17 protein-coding genes are annotated in these 16,542 nt (G+C 69.3%); 5 read left to right on the top strand and 12 right to left on the bottom strand.

Annotation, left to right across the window (positions count from 1 at the left end; genetic code table 11):
* Positions 1 to 10: 10 nt before the first annotated feature.
* Together Ato02nite_RS16130 and Ato02nite_RS16125 are read left to right on the top strand one after the other, a co-directional pair.
* Positions 11 to 538, top strand: coding sequence for a SigE family RNA polymerase sigma factor (locus tag Ato02nite_RS16130; RefSeq protein WP_213007341.1), 528 nt, complete (start codon positions 11 to 13; stop codon positions 536 to 538).
* The gene (locus Ato02nite_RS16125; protein ID WP_213007340.1) at positions 535 to 1,701 is read left to right on the top strand and encodes a hypothetical protein; all 1,167 of its coding nucleotides are present in this window, start codon (positions 535 to 537) and stop codon (positions 1,699 to 1,701) included. Before Ato02nite_RS16130 ends, Ato02nite_RS16125 begins: the two co-directional genes overlap by 4 nt.
* Here Ato02nite_RS16125 and Ato02nite_RS16120 read toward each other — a convergent pair.
* Positions 1,673 to 2,587: a Gfo/Idh/MocA family protein gene (locus tag Ato02nite_RS16120; RefSeq protein ID WP_213007339.1), complete on the bottom strand. Its 915-nt coding sequence runs from the start codon at positions 2,585 to 2,587 to the stop codon at positions 1,673 to 1,675. The two genes, Ato02nite_RS16125 and Ato02nite_RS16120, sit on opposite strands and share 29 nt — an antisense overlap.
* Before the next feature lie 70 nt (positions 2,588 to 2,657).
* On the opposite strand from Ato02nite_RS16120, the gene Ato02nite_RS16115 reads away from it, so the two are divergent.
* Positions 2,658 to 3,023, top strand: a complete 366-nt coding sequence (locus Ato02nite_RS16115) for a hypothetical protein (protein ID WP_213007338.1) — start codon at positions 2,658 to 2,660, stop codon at positions 3,021 to 3,023.
* A complete protein-coding gene (locus Ato02nite_RS16110; RefSeq protein WP_213007337.1) occupies positions 3,016 to 3,447 on the top strand; it encodes a hypothetical protein in 432 nt (143 codons plus the stop codon). The genes Ato02nite_RS16115 and Ato02nite_RS16110 overlap by 8 nt, the downstream gene beginning before the upstream one ends.
* Before the next feature lie 70 nt (positions 3,448 to 3,517).
* Here the strand turns inward: Ato02nite_RS16110 and Ato02nite_RS16105 are convergent, their stop codons facing one another.
* Genes Ato02nite_RS16105 through Ato02nite_RS16075 form a run of 7 tightly spaced genes read right to left on the bottom strand, consistent with a single transcriptional unit; the run spans position 3,518 to position 10,923 of the window.
* Positions 3,518 to 5,281 (bottom strand): SpoIIE family protein phosphatase, encoded by a 1,764-nt coding sequence (locus Ato02nite_RS16105; RefSeq protein ID WP_246607037.1) that lies wholly within the window; start codon positions 5,279 to 5,281, stop codon positions 3,518 to 3,520.
* On the bottom strand, positions 5,278 to 6,741 hold the full coding sequence (locus Ato02nite_RS16100; RefSeq protein WP_213007336.1) for a glutathionylspermidine synthase family protein: 1,464 nt from the start codon (positions 6,739 to 6,741) through the stop codon (positions 5,278 to 5,280). Before Ato02nite_RS16100 ends, Ato02nite_RS16105 begins: the two co-directional genes overlap by 4 nt.
* A gap of 2 nt (positions 6,742 to 6,743) precedes the next feature.
* Positions 6,744 to 7,148: a hypothetical protein gene (locus Ato02nite_RS16095; protein ID WP_246607036.1), complete on the bottom strand. Its 405-nt coding sequence runs from the start codon at positions 7,146 to 7,148 to the stop codon at positions 6,744 to 6,746.
* A gap of 38 nt (positions 7,149 to 7,186) precedes the next feature.
* The gene (gene fabG / locus Ato02nite_RS16090; RefSeq protein WP_213007334.1) at positions 7,187 to 7,951 is read right to left on the bottom strand and encodes a 3-oxoacyl-ACP reductase FabG; all 765 of its coding nucleotides are present in this window, start codon (positions 7,949 to 7,951) and stop codon (positions 7,187 to 7,189) included.
* A gap of 49 nt (positions 7,952 to 8,000) precedes the next feature.
* Positions 8,001 to 9,647, bottom strand: coding sequence for an alpha-amylase family protein (locus tag Ato02nite_RS16085; RefSeq protein ID WP_213007333.1), 1,647 nt, complete (start codon positions 9,645 to 9,647; stop codon positions 8,001 to 8,003).
* Positions 9,644 to 10,579 (bottom strand): hypothetical protein, encoded by a 936-nt coding sequence (locus Ato02nite_RS16080; RefSeq protein WP_213007332.1) that lies wholly within the window; start codon positions 10,577 to 10,579, stop codon positions 9,644 to 9,646. Before Ato02nite_RS16080 ends, Ato02nite_RS16085 begins: the two co-directional genes overlap by 4 nt.
* The gene (locus Ato02nite_RS16075) at positions 10,576 to 10,923 is read right to left on the bottom strand and encodes a PadR family transcriptional regulator (protein ID WP_246607035.1); all 348 of its coding nucleotides are present in this window, start codon (positions 10,921 to 10,923) and stop codon (positions 10,576 to 10,578) included. The genes Ato02nite_RS16080 and Ato02nite_RS16075 overlap by 4 nt, the downstream gene beginning before the upstream one ends.
* A gap of 70 nt (positions 10,924 to 10,993) precedes the next feature.
* On the opposite strand from Ato02nite_RS16075, the gene Ato02nite_RS16070 reads away from it, so the two are divergent.
* Entirely contained in the window at positions 10,994 to 11,653 is a 660-nt protein-coding gene (locus tag Ato02nite_RS16070; RefSeq protein ID WP_213007331.1) for a DedA family protein, read from the top strand.
* Here the strand turns inward: Ato02nite_RS16070 and Ato02nite_RS16065 are convergent.
* The 4 genes from Ato02nite_RS16065 to Ato02nite_RS16050 all read right to left on the bottom strand — a co-directional run bounded on the left by Ato02nite_RS16065 (position 11,650) and on the right by Ato02nite_RS16050 (position 16,472).
* Positions 11,650 to 12,840 carry a glycosyl hydrolase family 18 protein gene (locus tag Ato02nite_RS16065; RefSeq protein ID WP_213007330.1) on the bottom strand — a complete coding sequence of 397 codons (1,191 nt, stop codon included), beginning with the start codon at positions 12,838 to 12,840 and terminating at the stop codon, positions 11,650 to 11,652. The two genes, Ato02nite_RS16070 and Ato02nite_RS16065, sit on opposite strands and share 4 nt — an antisense overlap.
* Before the next feature lie 15 nt (positions 12,841 to 12,855).
* Positions 12,856 to 14,109, bottom strand: coding sequence for a chitinase (locus tag Ato02nite_RS16060; RefSeq protein ID WP_213007329.1), 1,254 nt, complete (start codon positions 14,107 to 14,109; stop codon positions 12,856 to 12,858).
* A 179-nt stretch (positions 14,110 to 14,288) separates the two neighbouring features.
* Entirely contained in the window at positions 14,289 to 15,719 is a 1,431-nt protein-coding gene (locus Ato02nite_RS16055; RefSeq protein WP_213007328.1) for a carbohydrate-binding protein, read from the bottom strand.
* 105 nt (positions 15,720 to 15,824) lie between these two features.
* On the bottom strand, positions 15,825 to 16,472 hold the full coding sequence (locus Ato02nite_RS16050; RefSeq protein WP_213007327.1) for a YidC/Oxa1 family membrane protein insertase: 648 nt from the start codon (positions 16,470 to 16,472) through the stop codon (positions 15,825 to 15,827).
* Between the last annotated feature and the right edge of the window lie 70 nt (positions 16,473 to 16,542).

Genomic DNA, 16,542 nt, shown 5'->3' with positions numbered 1-16,542 from the left:
GGGAGTGCGGATGGATGACGGATCGGATGGGGCGTACCTGGCGTACGTCCACGGCCGGATACCGGCGCTGCGGCGGGTCGCATACCTGCTGAGCGGCGACGAGACCCAGGCCGATGACCTGGTGCAAGAGACGATCACCAAGCTGTACGCGCGATGGCCGCGGATCGCCGCGGTGGAGAACATCGACGCGTACGTGCACACCATGATGGTGCGCGCGTTTCTGGACGAGAAGCGGCGCGGCTGGTGGCGGGTACGCCTGTGGGGCGCCGCACCGGACCGCGCCGCTTCGTCGTCGGGCGCCACCTCGTCGGCCACCGATGACCGCACCGTGCTGCGTGCCGCGCTGGCCAAGGTGCCGCCGCGCCAGCAGGCCGTACTCGTGCTGCGTTTCCTCTGCGACCGCCCGGTCGCCGAGGTGGCCGAGATCCTCGGATGCTCGGAGGGGACGGTCAAGAGCCAGACCGCGCACGGCCTGACCGCCCTTCGCAAGATCCTCGGCGAGCCTTCGCCCGCCGTCCGCGCGGGGAGGCGGTCATGAACGACGACGAGTACGGCCTGACACTGCTCGAACCGCTACGCGGCGAACCGTCCGGCCCGCCGTCGATCGACGTGCCGAAGGCCATGCGCGAGGGCCGCCGGAGGCGCGGCCGGCGCTGGTGGGCCGGTGGCGCGGCGGTATTGGCCGTCCTGGCCGGCGGCGGCCTGCTGCTGGCACCGGCGGCCGACAAGGACCCGGGACCGACCCTGCCACCGGACCCGAAGGTGCCCACCTCCTGCACCACGCAGCGGCTGCCCACCGGCGGTCTCCGCAGCGTCGAGCTCACCGGCAGCGACAGCGCCGGGCGGTGGCACGTCGGCCTGAACGACCCGGTCGAGGGTGGGGTCCAATCACCGGTGGTCATCTGGCACGACGGCAAACTGATGGAAAAGGCCCCGATTCCGGTGCGCCAGCTCACGCTGCACGACATCAATGCCACCGGCGTGGCGGTGGGCTACACCGACGGCAACAAGTCCCGGGCGTACGCCTACCGCGACGGCGTGTTCCACCGGCTCAAGGGCGACATCGCCCGGGCGATCCAGATCAACGACAGCGGCGTGATCGTCGGCAGTCTGGGCGAGCGAGACGCCTGGATCCCGGTGCGCTGGCGGTCGCTCGATGCCGAGCCCGAGCCGCTGGCCGCACCGCCCGGAACCGGGCAGTTGCGGGCCGTCGTCGACCTGGACGAGAACGGCACGGTGGTGGCCGATTACCTGGACGTGCAGGGCGTGAAGACCTATCTCTGGCTCCCGGACGGCACGGTCCGGGAGGTCCCGAAGCCGCCGCAGACACCGGCCGGCGAATTCCGGCCGGTGACCCTGCGCTTCGGCTGGCTCTACGGTCTTTTCGACGCCGATGAACCCGGCAGCGAGGGCGTCTACCGGTACGAGCCGCGCAGTGCGACCTGGCAGCGGGTGGTCGAGGGCAACCGCGCCCAAATCGGCACCGCCGCACCGACCGGATGGGGACGGGCCGGGTTTGGGGATCCCCGGATCGTCTTCGGCTCCACGGTGGTGGATCTGCCGCACGACACGGCGTCGTCGGCGTTCTACTACGTGACCCGGGTGAGCGCGGACGCACACACCCTGAGCGGTTACTACACCGTCTCTACCGGCTCGGATCCGACCGCGGCGCTCATCCCGCTGCTGTGGCGCTGCGAATAGCGACCGTGCGGCCGGTGGTGGCCGCCTCCTGGGCAGCTTCCAGGATGGCGGTCACCTCGGCGCCGAAGCGGACGTCCAGGCCGGACTTCTCGCCGCCGCCGGCCGCCGCCAACAGCTGGTCGATCGCGCGGGCCAGAGCCTCGGTGGGCAGCCACTCGGCGTCCGGGACCGGGCGGACGCCGGCCTCGCCGGCGAAGACCGTCTCCTCGCGGGCCGCGGCCGGTGCCGCGTCCACCGAGAGGGTGAGGGTGCTGATCGCGCCGCCGGTGTGCCGCAGCAGCAGGTGGGTCATGTCGTGCGGGCCGGCCATCGCGGCCACCTCGGCGACCGGGCCGAGCACCGGCAGCAGCACGGCGACCGCGTGCGGGCCGACGTCCCACAGGCCGCCGCTCTCCTTGCGCCACGGCGACGCGCCGAACGGGTTGTCGTCGATGAAGATCGAACCGAGGTGGTCGACGCGGGCCTCCCGCCAGCCGCCGGTCTCGGCGGCCACGGTCAGGAAGTCGGCGACCGGCGGCATCAGTCGCCGGGTGAAGAAGACCACCGAGGCGAGGTCGCGCTCGGTGACCGCCGCGGCGATCTCGTCGGCCTCGGCCGCGGTGAACGCCACCGGCTTGTCGAGCAGCAGGTGCCGGCCGGCTTTCGCGGCGCGCAGGGCGATCGGCGCCTGCACGTCCGGCGGCAGGGCGATCGCGACGGCGTCGACGTCCGCGATCAGCTCGTCGATCTCGGCGTACGGCCGGCCGCCGAACTCCTTGGTGACCGCGGCCGCCTTATCCGGATTGCGGCCCCAGACCCCGACAAGCTCGACATCGGGATGTTGCGCCAGCGCCGGCGCGTGCGCGAGGTGCGCCCACGGTCCCGTGCCGAATAGTCCGAAGCGCATCGTGCGGCCTGCCTCTCCTGGTGCCCGACCGCAAGCTATCAGGCCGACGACCATCAGTACGCTGTGCCGGGTGAACGGTCCCCTGTCGGTTGCGACGATCGTCGTCGCCCTCGTGCTCGCGGCGTGGCTGCTGCTGCGGGCCGCGCTCAACCGCGCGCCCAGCCGCTTCGACCTGCTGGCCACCGCCGTACTCGGCGCGCTGGTCGCGGTGCTCGTCCTGGTCGCCGTGGTCGGCCTCTTCGGTGATCATCGACCGTCCGATACGGCTACCTTCGGCGGCTACCTGATCACTACGATCGCGTTCGCCCCGGTTGCTATCTACCTGGCCCGGATGGAGCCGACCCGGTGGGGCAACCTGATCCTCGGCGTCGCCTGCCTGGTGCTGCCGGTCCTGGTGCTGCGACTGCAGCAGATTGCGTCGGTGACCGTTGCCTGACTCACCCGCTCCCGCCCGCACCCGGCCGGCCGACGCCGCACTGAACACCGGCCTCGGCCGCGTGCTGCTGTTCGTCTACGGCGTCTTCGCCCTCTCGGCGAGTGCCCGCGCCCTCGTGCAGATCGCCACCCACTTCTCCGAGGCACGGCTGGCCTACCTGCTGTCCGCGGTGGCCGGCCTGGTCTACATCTCGGCGACGATCGGCCTCGCGATCGGCGGGGAGCGCGGCCGCCTGATCGCCCTGGTGAGCTGCAGCATCGAGCTGCTCGGCGTGCTGATCGTCGGCACCCTGAGCATCGCCGACGCGGTCGCCTTCCCCGACGACACGGTCTGGTCGCACTACGGCAGCGGCTACGGCTACGTCCCGCTGGTGCTCCCGTTCATCGGCCTCTGGTGGATCTACCGCCACAGGCCAAGGAACTGACTTTCGCCCGCTATTGGCGCGAGGTCGGTAACACGGAACTGCCCGCAATCGCCCCGCGGAGCGGAGCCGGCTAGCGCGGCGTTCGGACGGCTAGTAAGGCCACGTCGTCCTCGTGGTCGGTGCCGGCCAGCTCGCGGTAGAGCCGGTCGAGCAGCTCGGGCAGTGGGAGGGCGGTCAGGCCGGCCACCAGCTCGCACAACGCTCGTTCCCGGTCGTCCCACAGGGTGGTGCGGGTCTCGATCAGGCCGTCGGTGTAGAAGAGCAGGGTCGATCCGGGCGGCACGTGCCGGAGGTGGCTGGTGCGCGGAGTGCGGCGCAGCACGCCCAGGAGCGGGTCGCGGCGGTCGAGGACCGTCAGGCCCTCGTCGGTGATCAGCAGTGGGCTGGGATGCCCGGCGTTGGACCAGTGCAGCTGGTGGCCGCCGTCGACCGGGTCGGGGTAAAGGTAGGCGAGCACCGCGGTCGCCGCTATCCGGTCGCCGAGGGCCTGGTTGGCGGCGTCCAGGCGGCGCAGCAGGGCCGCGGGCGGCTCGTGCCGGTCGACCATCAGTAGCCGCATCTTGCTGCGCAGGCGGCCCATCAGGGCGGCGGCCCCCATGTCGTGCCCGGTGACGTCCCCGACGACCAGGGCGAGATGGTTGGCCTCCAGCCGGACCGCGTCGTACCAGTCGCCGCCGACGTGTTCGCCGCGGGCGGCCGGTTCGTATCGCGCGGCCATCTCGAACGGTGTCGCGTCGGGCAGCTCGGAGAGCAACGCCCGCTGCAGGACCTCGGCCGTGTTCTTCTGCGCGCGCAGATAGTCGGCGCGTTGCAGTGCCTGGGCGACGTAACCGGCCAGCGCCGCGAGCACCGCCTGCTCGGTCTCGTCGAGGGTGTACGGCTCCTTCCAGACCAGGGTCAGCGAGCCGATCGGGCCGGCCGGGCCGGGCAACGGGACGCTGACCGCCGACTGCCAGCCCATCTCGACGAACGTCCCGAGCGAGTCGGGCGCCTGCGCCCGGACCGACTCCAGGTCGGGCAGCAGCACCACGACGCCGAGCCGGATGGCCAGCCCGGACGGGGTGGTGGCACTGCTCGGGTACCTGTTCCAGCGCTCGGCGACGGTCGGCGGCAACGTCCGGCCGGACCGCAGGGTGACCCGGCCGGCGCCGTCCCGCAGCGAGACGCCGACGTAGGCCGGGTCCAGCGAGCCGGTCACCAGCTCCCGGACGACGCTCACGATGTCGTCGAGCGTGGTGGTGTTGGCCAGCGAGACGCTCGCGCGCAGCAGGAGCTGGCTGCGGCCGAAGGCCACCCCGGCCCGGCTCTCCCGGCGCCGGGCGGTCTGCGTGGCGATCCGCAACCGCAGGGTGTCCGAGCACGCCGCGGCCAGGTCGGACAGCATCGCGAGATCGCTCGGCATCCACTCCCGGGGTGCGGTGTCGATCGCGCACAGCGATCCGAGAACTTTCCCGGTGTCGTCGGTCAGCGGCATGCCGGCGTAGGCCACGACGTCGAGGTCGACGATGGCCGGGTTGCCGGCCACCCGCGGATCGGTGCGGGAGTCCTCGACGATCAGCGGCGCGGCCGTGGTCACCACGAGCTGGCAGAACGAGTGCGACAGCGGGGTCTCCCGCCGTTTCTGCCACGACTCGGCCAGTCCGCCCGCGCCCGGGAACACCTGCCGGTCGGCCTCGACCAGGCTGACCAGGGCGACCGGCACCTTCAGCACACGGCGAACCAGCTCGGCGAAGCGGTCGAACGCCGGGTCGGGCTCGGCTCCCAGACCGGTCCGGGCAAGTGCGGTGAGCCGATCGTCGCTCGGTGGCGACAGCGGCACGTCGGGAACGCTCAAGCCTCGGCCTCGACCGTGTGCGGAACGAAGTAGCAGCGGTCCTTGGTGACCAGACCCTCCGTGCCCAGGCCTTCGCGGATGCCCATGCCGGCCGGCTCGCCGTCGATCAGCCAGGCGCCGATCACCGGGTGGACCGTGCCCTCGAGGCCGTCGAAGGACGGGAGCTCGCACAGCTCCTGCACGACGAAGAGGCCGTCCGAGCCGTACTCGGAGGGGTTTTCGGTGATCACCTGGCCGTCACCGACCAGCGTGACCGAACCGCCCTCCCGGCCCCACACCGGCTTCTTCGCGTAGCTCTTGAGCGAGGCCGCGCCGGCAGAACCGGCGAAGTATGACGGGAGCAGGTATTTCGACCGCTCCGGGTCGTCGCCGAACAGTTTCCACAACACCGGCAGCAGGGCTTTGTTGCCGAGCAGGGCGGCCTTGTAGGGCGGCTCGATCCAGACCGTGCCGTGCTTGGTCGGGTCGGCCATGTTGCGGAAGAAGCCCTTGCCGCCCTCTTCGTGCCAGAACCATTCCCACGGGTAGAGCATGAAGATGATGTCGATCGGCTGGGCTTTGTCCTCCCGGCCGGGCTCGGGCACGAAGAGCACCCGGTCGCCGGCCACGTCCCAGCCGATCTGGCTCATCGCGATCAGCTCGACCGGGTAACCGGCCTCCTCGGCGGTCGACATCAGGTAGGCGACGTTCATCCGGTCCTCACCGGACGTCTCGCTCGTCTCGTACGCAAAGAAGATCTTGGGTTTTTCCGGCAGCCAGGTGCGGGCCTCGCGCAGCTTGTTGATGTTGCGGCGCCAGGCGCCGGGGTTGGCCGGCTCGCCGTCGGCCGCCTCCCAGCCGACCAGGCGGTCGTGGATCGAGTTCCACTGCCGCCACGGGTGCTGGGTCACGCCGGTCTGGTCGACCCAGTGCCATTGGATGACCGCGCTCTCGACCAGCGACGTCGGCGTCTGGGCGTTGAACTCGAGCAGCTTGGGCGTGGTGCCGGCACCGTTGTACCAGAAGTCGAAACGGCCGTAGATGCTCGGCGAGAAGTCCGGCGTCTGCATCGGCGTACGCATGTCGGGGTCTTTGTCGTAATGCGTCCAGGTCTCGGCGTCGCCGTCGAACCAGGTGCGGATGATCTGCTCGTGCGCGAACTCGGGGATGCCGATCTTGGCGAGGAAGCAGCTCTGCGGGTTGCACACCGAGGCGAAGTAGCCGTCCCGGCGGCCCTGGACGGTGTGCCGCGGGCACTGCCGGACCATCCAGTCGCCGGCCTCGAGGCACATCGCGAAGACCTTCGCGGTGGCCGATTCGAGCTCCTCGATCTCGGCCGCCGTGAAGTCGTAGTACGGACCCTCCTGCCAGTACGAGATCATCGTCCCGTCGGGCAGTTCGGTGTCGTTGTAGGTCAGCCCGAGACTGTAATTGGTGAGTTTCCACCCGTCCCTGACCGGACCATAAGGAACCCGGCGCATAGTCAGCTGCCGGACTTCTTACCGGACGAGGACGAGCTGCCGCTGCCGCCCTTGCCGACCACACTCGTCTTGACCGTGCCGTTGCCGACCTTGCCGCTGGCCGGCAGGCCGAACGCCGTGCGCGACGCCTTGTCGTTATAGGCGAACTTGCTGCCCCCGGACGGAAGCTTGCTGCCCACCGCGTAACCCCGCCCGTAGGACGGCGAGTGCCAGAGGTAGTAGGGGTAGATCCCACCGGAGGAGTGGTAGTTGTCGTCGTCGCAGAGGTCCTCGTCGACGATCACGCCATTGGCGTCGGCGCAGTAGAAGCCTTCGTCATGATATTTATTGCCGCTGTCGCAGGCCGCCGCACCGCCCGCCGCCAGCAACAGGAACGTGCTGGTCAGCGAGACGCGGCGGGAGGTCATGCGTCGATTCATCATCTCTTTGTAGCGCCCCTCAGCAACTAATCACGAGGGCCGCCCGCCACGTAGATGACCTGTCCCGAGACGAACCCGGCGCCCTCACTGACGAGGAAGGATACGGTGTTCGCGACGTCTTCGGGACGGCCCGAGCGGCCGACCGGGATCTGGCTGATCGCGGCCTTCTCGAAATCGGTGAAATCGACCCCGACCCGGGCGGCGGTGGCCGCGGTCATGTCGGTGACGATGAACCCCGGCGCGACCGCGTTGGCGGTGATGCCGTAACGGCCCAGCTCGATCGCGATCGTCTTGGTGAAGCCCTGCAGGCCGGCCTTGGCCGCCGAGTAGTTGGCCTGGCCGCGGTTGCCCAGGGCCGAGGTGCTGGAGAGGCTGACGATGCGGCCCCAGCCCGCGTCCACCATGTGCTTCTGCACGGCCCGGCTGAACAGGAACGCGCCGCGCAGGTGGACCGCCATGACGGTCTCCCAGTCGTCCTCGGTCATCTTGAACAGCAGGTTGTCGCGCAGCACCCCGGCGTTGTTGACCAGCACGGTCGGCGCGCCCAGCTCGGCGACGACCCGCTCGGTGGCCGCGGCGACCTGCACCGGGTCGGAGACGTCGGCGCCGACGGCCAGCGCGGTGCCGCCGGCGTCGTGGATCGCGGTGACCGTGTTGGCGCAGGCACCCTCGTCGAGGTCGACGACGGCGACGGCCAGTCCGTCGGCGGCGAGCTTGCGGGCGGTGGCCTCACCGATCCCTCGGGCGGCTCCGGTGACGATGGCTACGCGGGTGGGTGCGGACTGCGACATTGCGGCCTCCGGTAGTGATCTCTGCGCCGACGGCCGACTTTAACCCGGCTCACGAATGACGCCGCAGCCGGATCCACCGATAGCCATACCCAGCGACCGCCACCTCGGTGAATTTCCCCAGGTCGGGGTACTCACGGTCGGCGAGAACGTCGTTCGGTGACTCGGCGTCGGCGTAGACGGAGCTGAGGTCGACGACCGCATCCTTTGTGCACAGGTTGTGCACAAACAACATCGTACCGGTGGCGTCGTCGGCGCGGTGCACCAGCACGCCCTCGGGGACCGGAACATCGACATGAGTGCAGCTACCGGCGCCGACCTCCGGCGCTTCCCGGAGTGTCCGGATCATCCGCTCGAACCATGACAACAGGGACGTCGGGTCGTGCCGCTGCTTCGTCGCGTTGACCTTGTCGTAGCCGAACTCGCCGCCCTCGATCACCGGCCGGATCAGCTTCTTGCGGTCGGCGGTGGAGAAGCCGGCGTTCTCCAGCGTCGACCACTGCATCGGCGTACGGATCGCGTTGCGGCCTTCCTGCTGGAGGTCGTCGCCCATCCCGAGCTCCTCGCCGTAGCGCAGCACCGGAGTGCCCCGCAGGCTGAACTGCAGCGAGTAGGCCATCTCGAGCCGCCGCCGGTCGCCGCCCAGCATCGGGGCCAGCCGCCGCCGGATACCGCGGCCGTACAGCTGCATGTTCTCGTCCGGGCCGAACTCGGCGAAGACGTGGTTGCGCTGGTCGGCGGTGAGCCGGGACAGGTCGATCTCGTCATGATTGCGCAGGAAGGTGGCCCACTGACCGCCGGCCGGCAGTTTCGGGGTCTCGCGCAGCGCCGCGATGATCGACTCGGGGTTCTGCCGGGCCAGCGCCAGGATCAGCTGACCGTTGAGCATGAAGTCGAAGAGCATGTGGATGCGGTTGTTCGAGCCACCGCTGTCGCCGAAGAACTTCACCAGCTCGTCGGGTTCGACGTTCGCCTCGGCCAGCAGCACCGCGTCGCCCTTGCGCCACTGGAGGTATTGTCGCAGGTCGGTGAGGTAGTCCAGGTCCTTGGGCGAGTTCGGGTTGCCCGGCTCGGTCTCCTCGATGATGAACGGCACCGCGTCCATCCGGAACCCGGCCACCCCGAGTTGCAGCCAGAACGCGCAGATCTTCTTGATCTCCTCGCGGACCTCGGGGTTCTTGATGTTGAGGTCGGGCTGGAACTTGTAGAACCGGTGGTAATACCAGAGCTTCGCGGTGCGGTCGAACGACCACGTCTCACCCTGCTCACCGGGGAAAACCATGCCCTGGTGGCGGTCCGGCGGCGCGCTGTCCGCCCAGACATACCAGTCACGGTACGGCGAATCCGGTGACGAACGGGCCGACTGGAACCACGGGTGCTGGTCGGAGGTGTGGTTCACGACCAGGTCGATGATCACCTTGATGCCGAGGTTGCCCGCCTCGTGCAGCAGCTGGGCGAAGTCGCCGAGCGTGCCCAGCCGCGGGTCGACGTTGTAGAAGTCCTCCACGTCGTACCCGTCGTCGCGGCCCGGGGTCGGGTGGATCGGGTTGAGCCACAGGCAGGTGATGCCGAGCCGGGCCAGGTAGTCGAGCCGGCCGATGAGGCCGCGGATGTCGCCGACGCCGTCCCCGTTCGAGTCGGCGAAGGTGTCGATGTCGAGGCAGTAGACGACGGCTTTCTGGTACCAGCGGTCACTCATGCCCCCTTACTTGTCCGCGGCATCAGGCCTCGAAACCGCCGGCCGATCCCGGCCGCGACGACGAAGGCGGCGGCCGGCACGACCACGAGCACCGCCCACTGCACCGGGCCGATCAGCGCGATCGCCTCGGGGTGCCGCATGTTGTGCTCGACGAAGCCGCCGAACCCCAGGCGCACCAGCGGGAACACCGCGAGCACCGGAACCGCGAAGACGATCACCCGGCCGCGGATCGTGGAATCCAGCCGGACGACACCGATCAGCGCCAGCATCGCGGCCACGCCGAACATCGGCACGCGCAGACTGAACGGCGCCAGGCCCTGCGCGATCAGCACCACTCCGGCCGCCACCACGAACGGCCACCCGCGCGGTGCGGCTCGCCGGACGGACACCGCGGCGGCGATCAGCACCACCGCGGCGGCCGTGATGATCCAGTAGGCGTTGAGGACCTGCGCGGGAGTGTCCAGGTAGAACCGGAACGGGGCGACGATCTCGCCGGCCAGCCCGGCCGCCGCGCCGGTGACCCCGAGCAGCCGGATGCCCAGCACGGCCCCGGCCACGGCGACCGCCCAGCCGAGGGCGCGCACCAGGTCGACACCGTAGAACGGGGAGATGTCGTAACCCGGCCACCGAACCATCGTCCAGATCACCATGGCGAATCGCCGGACGGCCATGGCCAGCAGCAGGAGCGAGCCGAAGAACTGCACCGCGAACGCCGCGTGCCGCCACCCCTCTTCGCGCAACTCCTCCCGCACCGATGCGGACGCCTGCCGGAACCGCGCGCCGAGGGCCGCCCGCACCAGATCGGCGGTCACGCCCGGGCCGGTGCGGCCGTCGGCCAGCAGGACGCCGAGCATCTCCTCGCCGTACTCCTCGCGGTGGTCTTTCGGATAGAGCGCGAGCAGGCGGCGAAAACGGGACTCCGGGCCGGTCATGTGGTGGCTCCCCCGAGCTGGATCCGGCGGGCGCGCAGGCGGCGCTCCGCGATCGTGGCCTGCGTGCGCAGGCGGGCGGTCTCGGCCGTCAGGCTCTGCTCGCCGGCCCCCGTGAGCCGGTAGTAGCGCCGCAGACGGGACTGGACGATCTCCTCGCGGTCGACCTCGATCAGGCCCTCGGCGCGCAGCCGGTCGAGCGCCGCGTAGAGCGTGCCCGCGCGTAGCCGGACCCGGCCGCCGGTCATCCCGGCGATGTCCTCGATGACGGCGTAGCCGTGCTGCGGCCCGCCGGCGAGGGCGGTCAGGACCAGGAAGGTCGGCTCGCGCATCGGTCCGTCGGTCACATCGGCAGCATATGCCGATGATCGGTATATGAGAAGGGTTGGGGGCGCCGGAGTCGGGTAGACATGAGCGATGGCAGAGAGCGACCTGGGACAGCTGACCGGACTCACGGGCTGGGTCGCATCGGTGATCGACTCACTCGGCGAGGTGGGCGTCGGCCTGCTCGTCGCACTGGAAAACCTGGTGCCGCCGATCCCGAGCGAGATCGTGCTGTCGCTGGCCGGCTACCTCGCCTCGCAGGACCGGGTCAACCTGATCCTGGTGCTGGTCACCGCGACCATCGGGTCGGTCGGCGGCGCGCTCCTGCTCTACTGGCTGGGCCGGGCGCTGGGTGAGGACCGGCTGCGCCGGTGGCTGGACCGGATCCCGCTGGTCGACGCGGACGACCTGAACAAGGCCGATCGCTGGTTCGAGAAACACGAGAAGAGCGCCGTGCTCGTCGGGCGCTGTGCTCCGGTCGTACGCTCCCTGGTCTCGATCCCGGCCGGCGCCAATCGCATGCACCTCGGCCAGTTCCTGGTTTTCACCGCGATCGGCAGCGGCGTGTGGAACGCCCTGTTCATCATCGGTGGCTATCTGCTGGGCGAGCGATGGCAGAACATCGAGACGTACAGCCACTGGTTCGACTACGCGGTCGGCGCGTTCTTCGTCGTCGCGGTGGGCTGGTGGGTCATGAAGAAGACGCGCGGCCGCCGAGACCGGCAGCCGCGCGCCCAAGTCAACCGTGACTAGAACCCTGCGCTGATCTTCGTGAAGGCCCAGTCGGCCTGCGCGATACCCGAGCAGTTCGAGACGACGCCGCCCCCGGCGCAACCCCGGTCCCGGTTGACCGCCCAGTAGGTGAACCGCGCGAGGCCCTTGCTCTTGGCGTAGTCGCGGATCCGCGTCCAGGTGTCGGTCGAGGTGAGTTCCTGCTGGTCGGAGAGACCGTTCATGCCGGAGATGCCCATGTGGCTGTAGGCCTGCGCGTCGGTGTACCCGAACGTGGTCTTCAGCAGGTTCTTCAGGCCCTCGGAGGCGCCGACGGTGGCGCCGTACATGTCCGAACCGCCGCCGAAGTCGAACGGCATCTGGGTGAAGATGTCGATGTTCGCGCCGAGCGCCTTGGCCTGCTGCACCAGCCGGGTGCCGTAGTAGTTCGGGCCGGTCGGCGAGGTGCCGAAGGTGAGGATGGTCTTCACCGACGGGTTCTTCTGCTTGACGATCTTCAGGGCGTTCAGGATGCGGTCCTGCACGACCGTGTTCTCGAACTCGTCACTGTTCTCGATGTCGATGTCGATCGCCTTCAGGCCGAAGGCGTCGATCACCTTCTGGTACGCGCCGGCCAGCGCGTCGGCGGTCGAGCAGTTCGGGCCGAGCTTGTTGCCGCTCCAGCCGCCGATCGACGGGACGATGCTGGCGCCGGCCGCCTGGGCCTGCTGGATGTAGCTGGCGTGCGCGCCGCCGGTCAGGCCGCCCTCGCCGTCCCAGACCGGGTTACAGCCGTTGGCCAGCACGAACGCGATGGTGAAAGCCTTGATGCCGGTGGCGTTGATGACCGTGGACGGGGCCGGCGGGTTGCCCCAGCCCGGGTAGACGTACGGCGCCGAGGCCATCTTGGTGCCGGTGGTCGGCGGGTTCGTGGTCGGGCCGGTGGTGGGCGGCGTGGTCGGGGTGGTTCCGCCGCCGCAGGCGCCGTTGTCGATCCAGACGTCCCACTGTCCGGAGTGGGTGGCCGGCGACTCGTTCTGCGTCCACCACTTCGCGGTGTAGTTGTGGCCGCTCTGCGAGGCGGTGTTGTCCTTGACGTAGACCGCCGACGAGGACCAGGCGGGAGCACAGGCCACGGCCGCGTTCGACATGGTCATGGGGATGATCGCGGTGGCCAGTCCGGTGGCCGTCACCGCGCCGAGGACCAGCAGTTTTCTGCCGAGTTTCATGGGGGACTCCCGGTTTCAGGGAAGGGTGGAGAGGTGGGGCTTGACGGTGTTGGCGAAAGAGTTGCCGTTGGTGACGTCCCAGTTGATCGACCACGTCATCGCGCCGCGGATGCCCGGGTAGGTGGCCGGCGGCTTGAACGAACCGCAGTTCGTGCCACGGGCCAGGCAGTCGAGGGCGGCGTTGACGTTCGCCGGTGACTGGTAGCCACCGCCGGCCGCGCTGGTGCTGGCCGGCAGGCCGAGCGCGACCTGGTCGGGGCGCAGGCCGTTCTGGGTCTGGATGCAGGCCAGGGCGGTCAGGAAGTTCAACGTGCCCTGCGAGTACGCGTTCATCTGGTCGCAGCCGAGCATCGCGCCGGAGTTGTAGTACTGGGTGTGCACCACGGTGAGGATGTCCTTGATGGACAGGGCCAGCGCGAAGTACGACGAGCCGGTGCTCTGCATGTCGATGGTCTGCGGCGCCATCGTGATGATCAGGTTGGCGCCGGCCTTGGCTCGCAGGCTGCGCAGCGCACTCGCCATGTAGGTGGAGTTGAGCCCGTTCTCCAGGTCGATGTCGACGCCGTCGAAGCCGTACGTCGTCATCAGCGAGTAGACCGAGTTGGCGAAGTTGGTGGCCGCGGTCGAGTCGGCGACGCTGACCGTGCCCTTCTCCCCGCCGACCGAGATGATCACCTTTTTGCCGCGCGAGTGCAGGGTGGCGATGTCGGCCTTGAACTGGGCGTCGGTGTAACCGCCCACCTGGGCGGCGAGGCCGGGGTCGAGGTTGAAGGTGACCGCCCCGGGCGTGCCGGTGGCATCCGCGAAGGCGACCGCGACCAGGTCGTAGTTGGTCGGGACGGACGCCAGCTTGAGGGCCGCCGCGCCGTTGTAGAAGTTCTGCCAGTAGCCGGTCAGGAAGTGCTTGGGCAGCGTGCCGTTCGAGGGCGGCACCGTGGTCGGCGGCGACGTGGTGGGCGACGTCGTCGGCGGCGTGGTGGTGGGGGTGGTCGGCGGCGTGGTGGGGGTGGTACCGCCACACACCCCGTTGTCGGCCCAGACGTCCCACTGACCGGAGTGGGTGGCCGGCGACTCGTTCTGCGTCCACCACTTCGCGGTGTAGTTGTGGCCGCTCTGCGAGGCGCTGTTGCCACCGACGTAGACCTGCGTGGAGCTCCACGCGGGAGCACAGGCGGCGGCCGCACCGGCCGTGCCCGAGAAGTAGACCGCCGCGCCACCCGCGGCCAATGCCGCAACGGTCGCGAGGACCACCGATCTGGAGCGCTTCATCGCCGTCCCTCCATGCGAGCCTGTGAGATACGTCAATCTTTAAGACTCTTAACAGTGAAGTCCAGAGGGCCGGACGTTAAACAACCTTAAATCTTTCGCACCTTTTGCAGCGCCGGCTTCGAGAACACAGATGGGCCGAAGGCGCAGGTCAGCGCCTTCGGCCCATCGATGACTATGAGTTACTTGCGGAACTGGATCCAGTTGACGTTGACGAAGTCGGCCGGCTGCCCACTGGTGAAGGTCAGGTACACCGTGTGCGTGCCGGTGACGCCCGAGACGTTGCCCGGGATCGACGTCCAGGTCTGCCAGCCACCGGTGTTACCCAGCGCGAAGCTGCCGATCGGGGCGTTGGAGCGGTTGTCCAGGCGCACCTCGACGAGACCGCTCACCCCGCTCCCCGCACCGGAGGCGACCCGGGCGACGAAGTCCTTGACGCCGCCGCTGCCGAAGTTGACGTTGTTGAACTGCAGCCAGTCACCGTTGGCGACATAGGAGACGTTCTGGCCGCCCTCGGAGCAGGTCTCGGTCTGCACCCCGGCCGAGGCGTTGAACGACTCCGCCTCGATCTTCGCGAACGCATCCCGGGTGGAGCCGGTCGGCGGCGTGGTGGTGGGTGACGTGGTGGGCGGGGTCGTGGTGGGCGGGGTCGTGGTGGGCGGGGTCGTGGTGGTGCCACCCGACGACTGATAGACGGCCACGTAGTCCACGATCATCGGCACGCCGGACTGGGTCGCCGCGGTAGGGCCGCCGCCGAACGCCGCCGGGAAACCACCGCCGATCGCCACGTTGAAGATCACGAAGAAGCCGTGGTGGGTGGCGTTGTTCCAGGTGGTGGCGTCGAGCTGGGACGAGTTGATGGTGAAGTAGTTGTTGCCGTCCAGATACCACCGCAGTTGCTCGGGCGAGGTGCTGCGGTCGTACTCCAGGGCGTACGTGTGCATGCCGGTCTGGCAGCCGGAACAGGCCCGCTCACCGCTGCCGATGCCGGTGGTCTCGTTGCACGGGCCGCCCGGGTTGGTGCCGCAGTGCAGCGCGCCGAACACCGAGGACCGGCCGTTGATGTCCTCCATGATGTCCCACTCGCCGATGCTCGGCCAGTTCGTGGCACCCACCGGGCGGGCCGCCGCGCCGAGCGCCCAGAACGCCGGCCAGTAGCCGGCCGCCGCCGCACCGCTCACGTTCGGCTGCTGCAGTCGCGCCTCGATCCGCACCTTGCCACCGGCCGGTGCGGCGAAATCGGTGCGCTGCGTCTCGACCCGGCCCGACGTCCAGTTGCCGGCCGAGTCCCGGATCGGCTTGATCACCAGGTTGCCGCCGCCGTCCTGGTAGACGTTGCTGGTCGAGTCGGTCATCCTCTCGACCTCGCCGGTGCCCCAGTTGGCCGCGCCGCCCGGATAGCCGGTGCCGATGTCGTAGAGCCAGTTCGAACGGTTCAGGCCGGTGCCGGCCGCGCCGGTGAAGTCGTCACTGAAGACGGTGGTCATGCCGGCCGGCGCGGCGGGGACGGCCGCGTTGGCATCCATGGTGAAGACGGCGGTGGCGGCGACCGCCGCGGCGACGGTGGTCACCGCGAGGACACCGCGGAGTCTCTTCCTGGGGCGGGCTTCCATCGAGTGCGCCTTTCGATAGGGGGGTTGAGAGGCGGGAGTCGGGGCGCCGTGAGAGCGCTCTCAGCGCATTTCACGCTTGTTACAGGAGGTTGTCAACATTGGCGTTCAACGATTGCCCGTTGTTACCGGCTTACGCAGAACGGCGTGCTCCAGAGCGGTCCAGGAGGTGGAGGTGACCAGGTAGAGAGCGCCGGCCAAAGGCATCCAGGCGACCACCAGAACGGTGAGATAGGGCATGACGCGCAGCAGCTTGGGCGCGTCCGACGGCATCCGGCGGGACGACCAGCGAGCGATCAGCACGGTGGCGACGATCAATGCGCCAAAGATCGGGAGGCCGGTCAACAGGTGGGCGGTCAGCGGAATGCCGAATACCGCACCGGCCGGCGCGGTCATCGCCACCCGATACATGATCATGAAGAACGGGGCCTGGGCCAGCGCCGGCAGGAACGCGGCGAACGGACTGATCCCGTTCGCCCGCTGCAGAGCGAGGGTCTCGGTGGCCAGAGTCATCGGATCGTCGCCGTGCTTCTGGCGCAGCTTTTCGATCTCGGGATTCAGGGCGGCACGGCGGCGCTCACCTCGAACCTGGAGATAGGTGATCGGGCTGATCAACAGGCGGACCAGCAGGGTGAAGACGATGATCGCCGCAGCCGTGGCCAGACTGCCGGCGGCGGGCGCGAGAAGGGTGGCGAGGACTTCGATGGCGGAGTGGGCGGCGCCGACCACGGCACCGAACGCGTCGGAGATGAACACAAAGACCCCTTGCGGTCCGAAGAAACAGGGACGCAAAAGGCGGCAGAGACAGCAAACCCGGAAGATGTCG

This window comes from Paractinoplanes toevensis (assembly GCF_018332695.1).
GTDB classification, from domain to species: Bacteria; Actinomycetota; Actinomycetes; order Mycobacteriales; family Micromonosporaceae; genus Actinoplanes; species Actinoplanes toevensis.
Note: the sequence above shows the minus strand (reverse complement) of the source record. Positions and strands in the feature narration are given on the sequence as shown.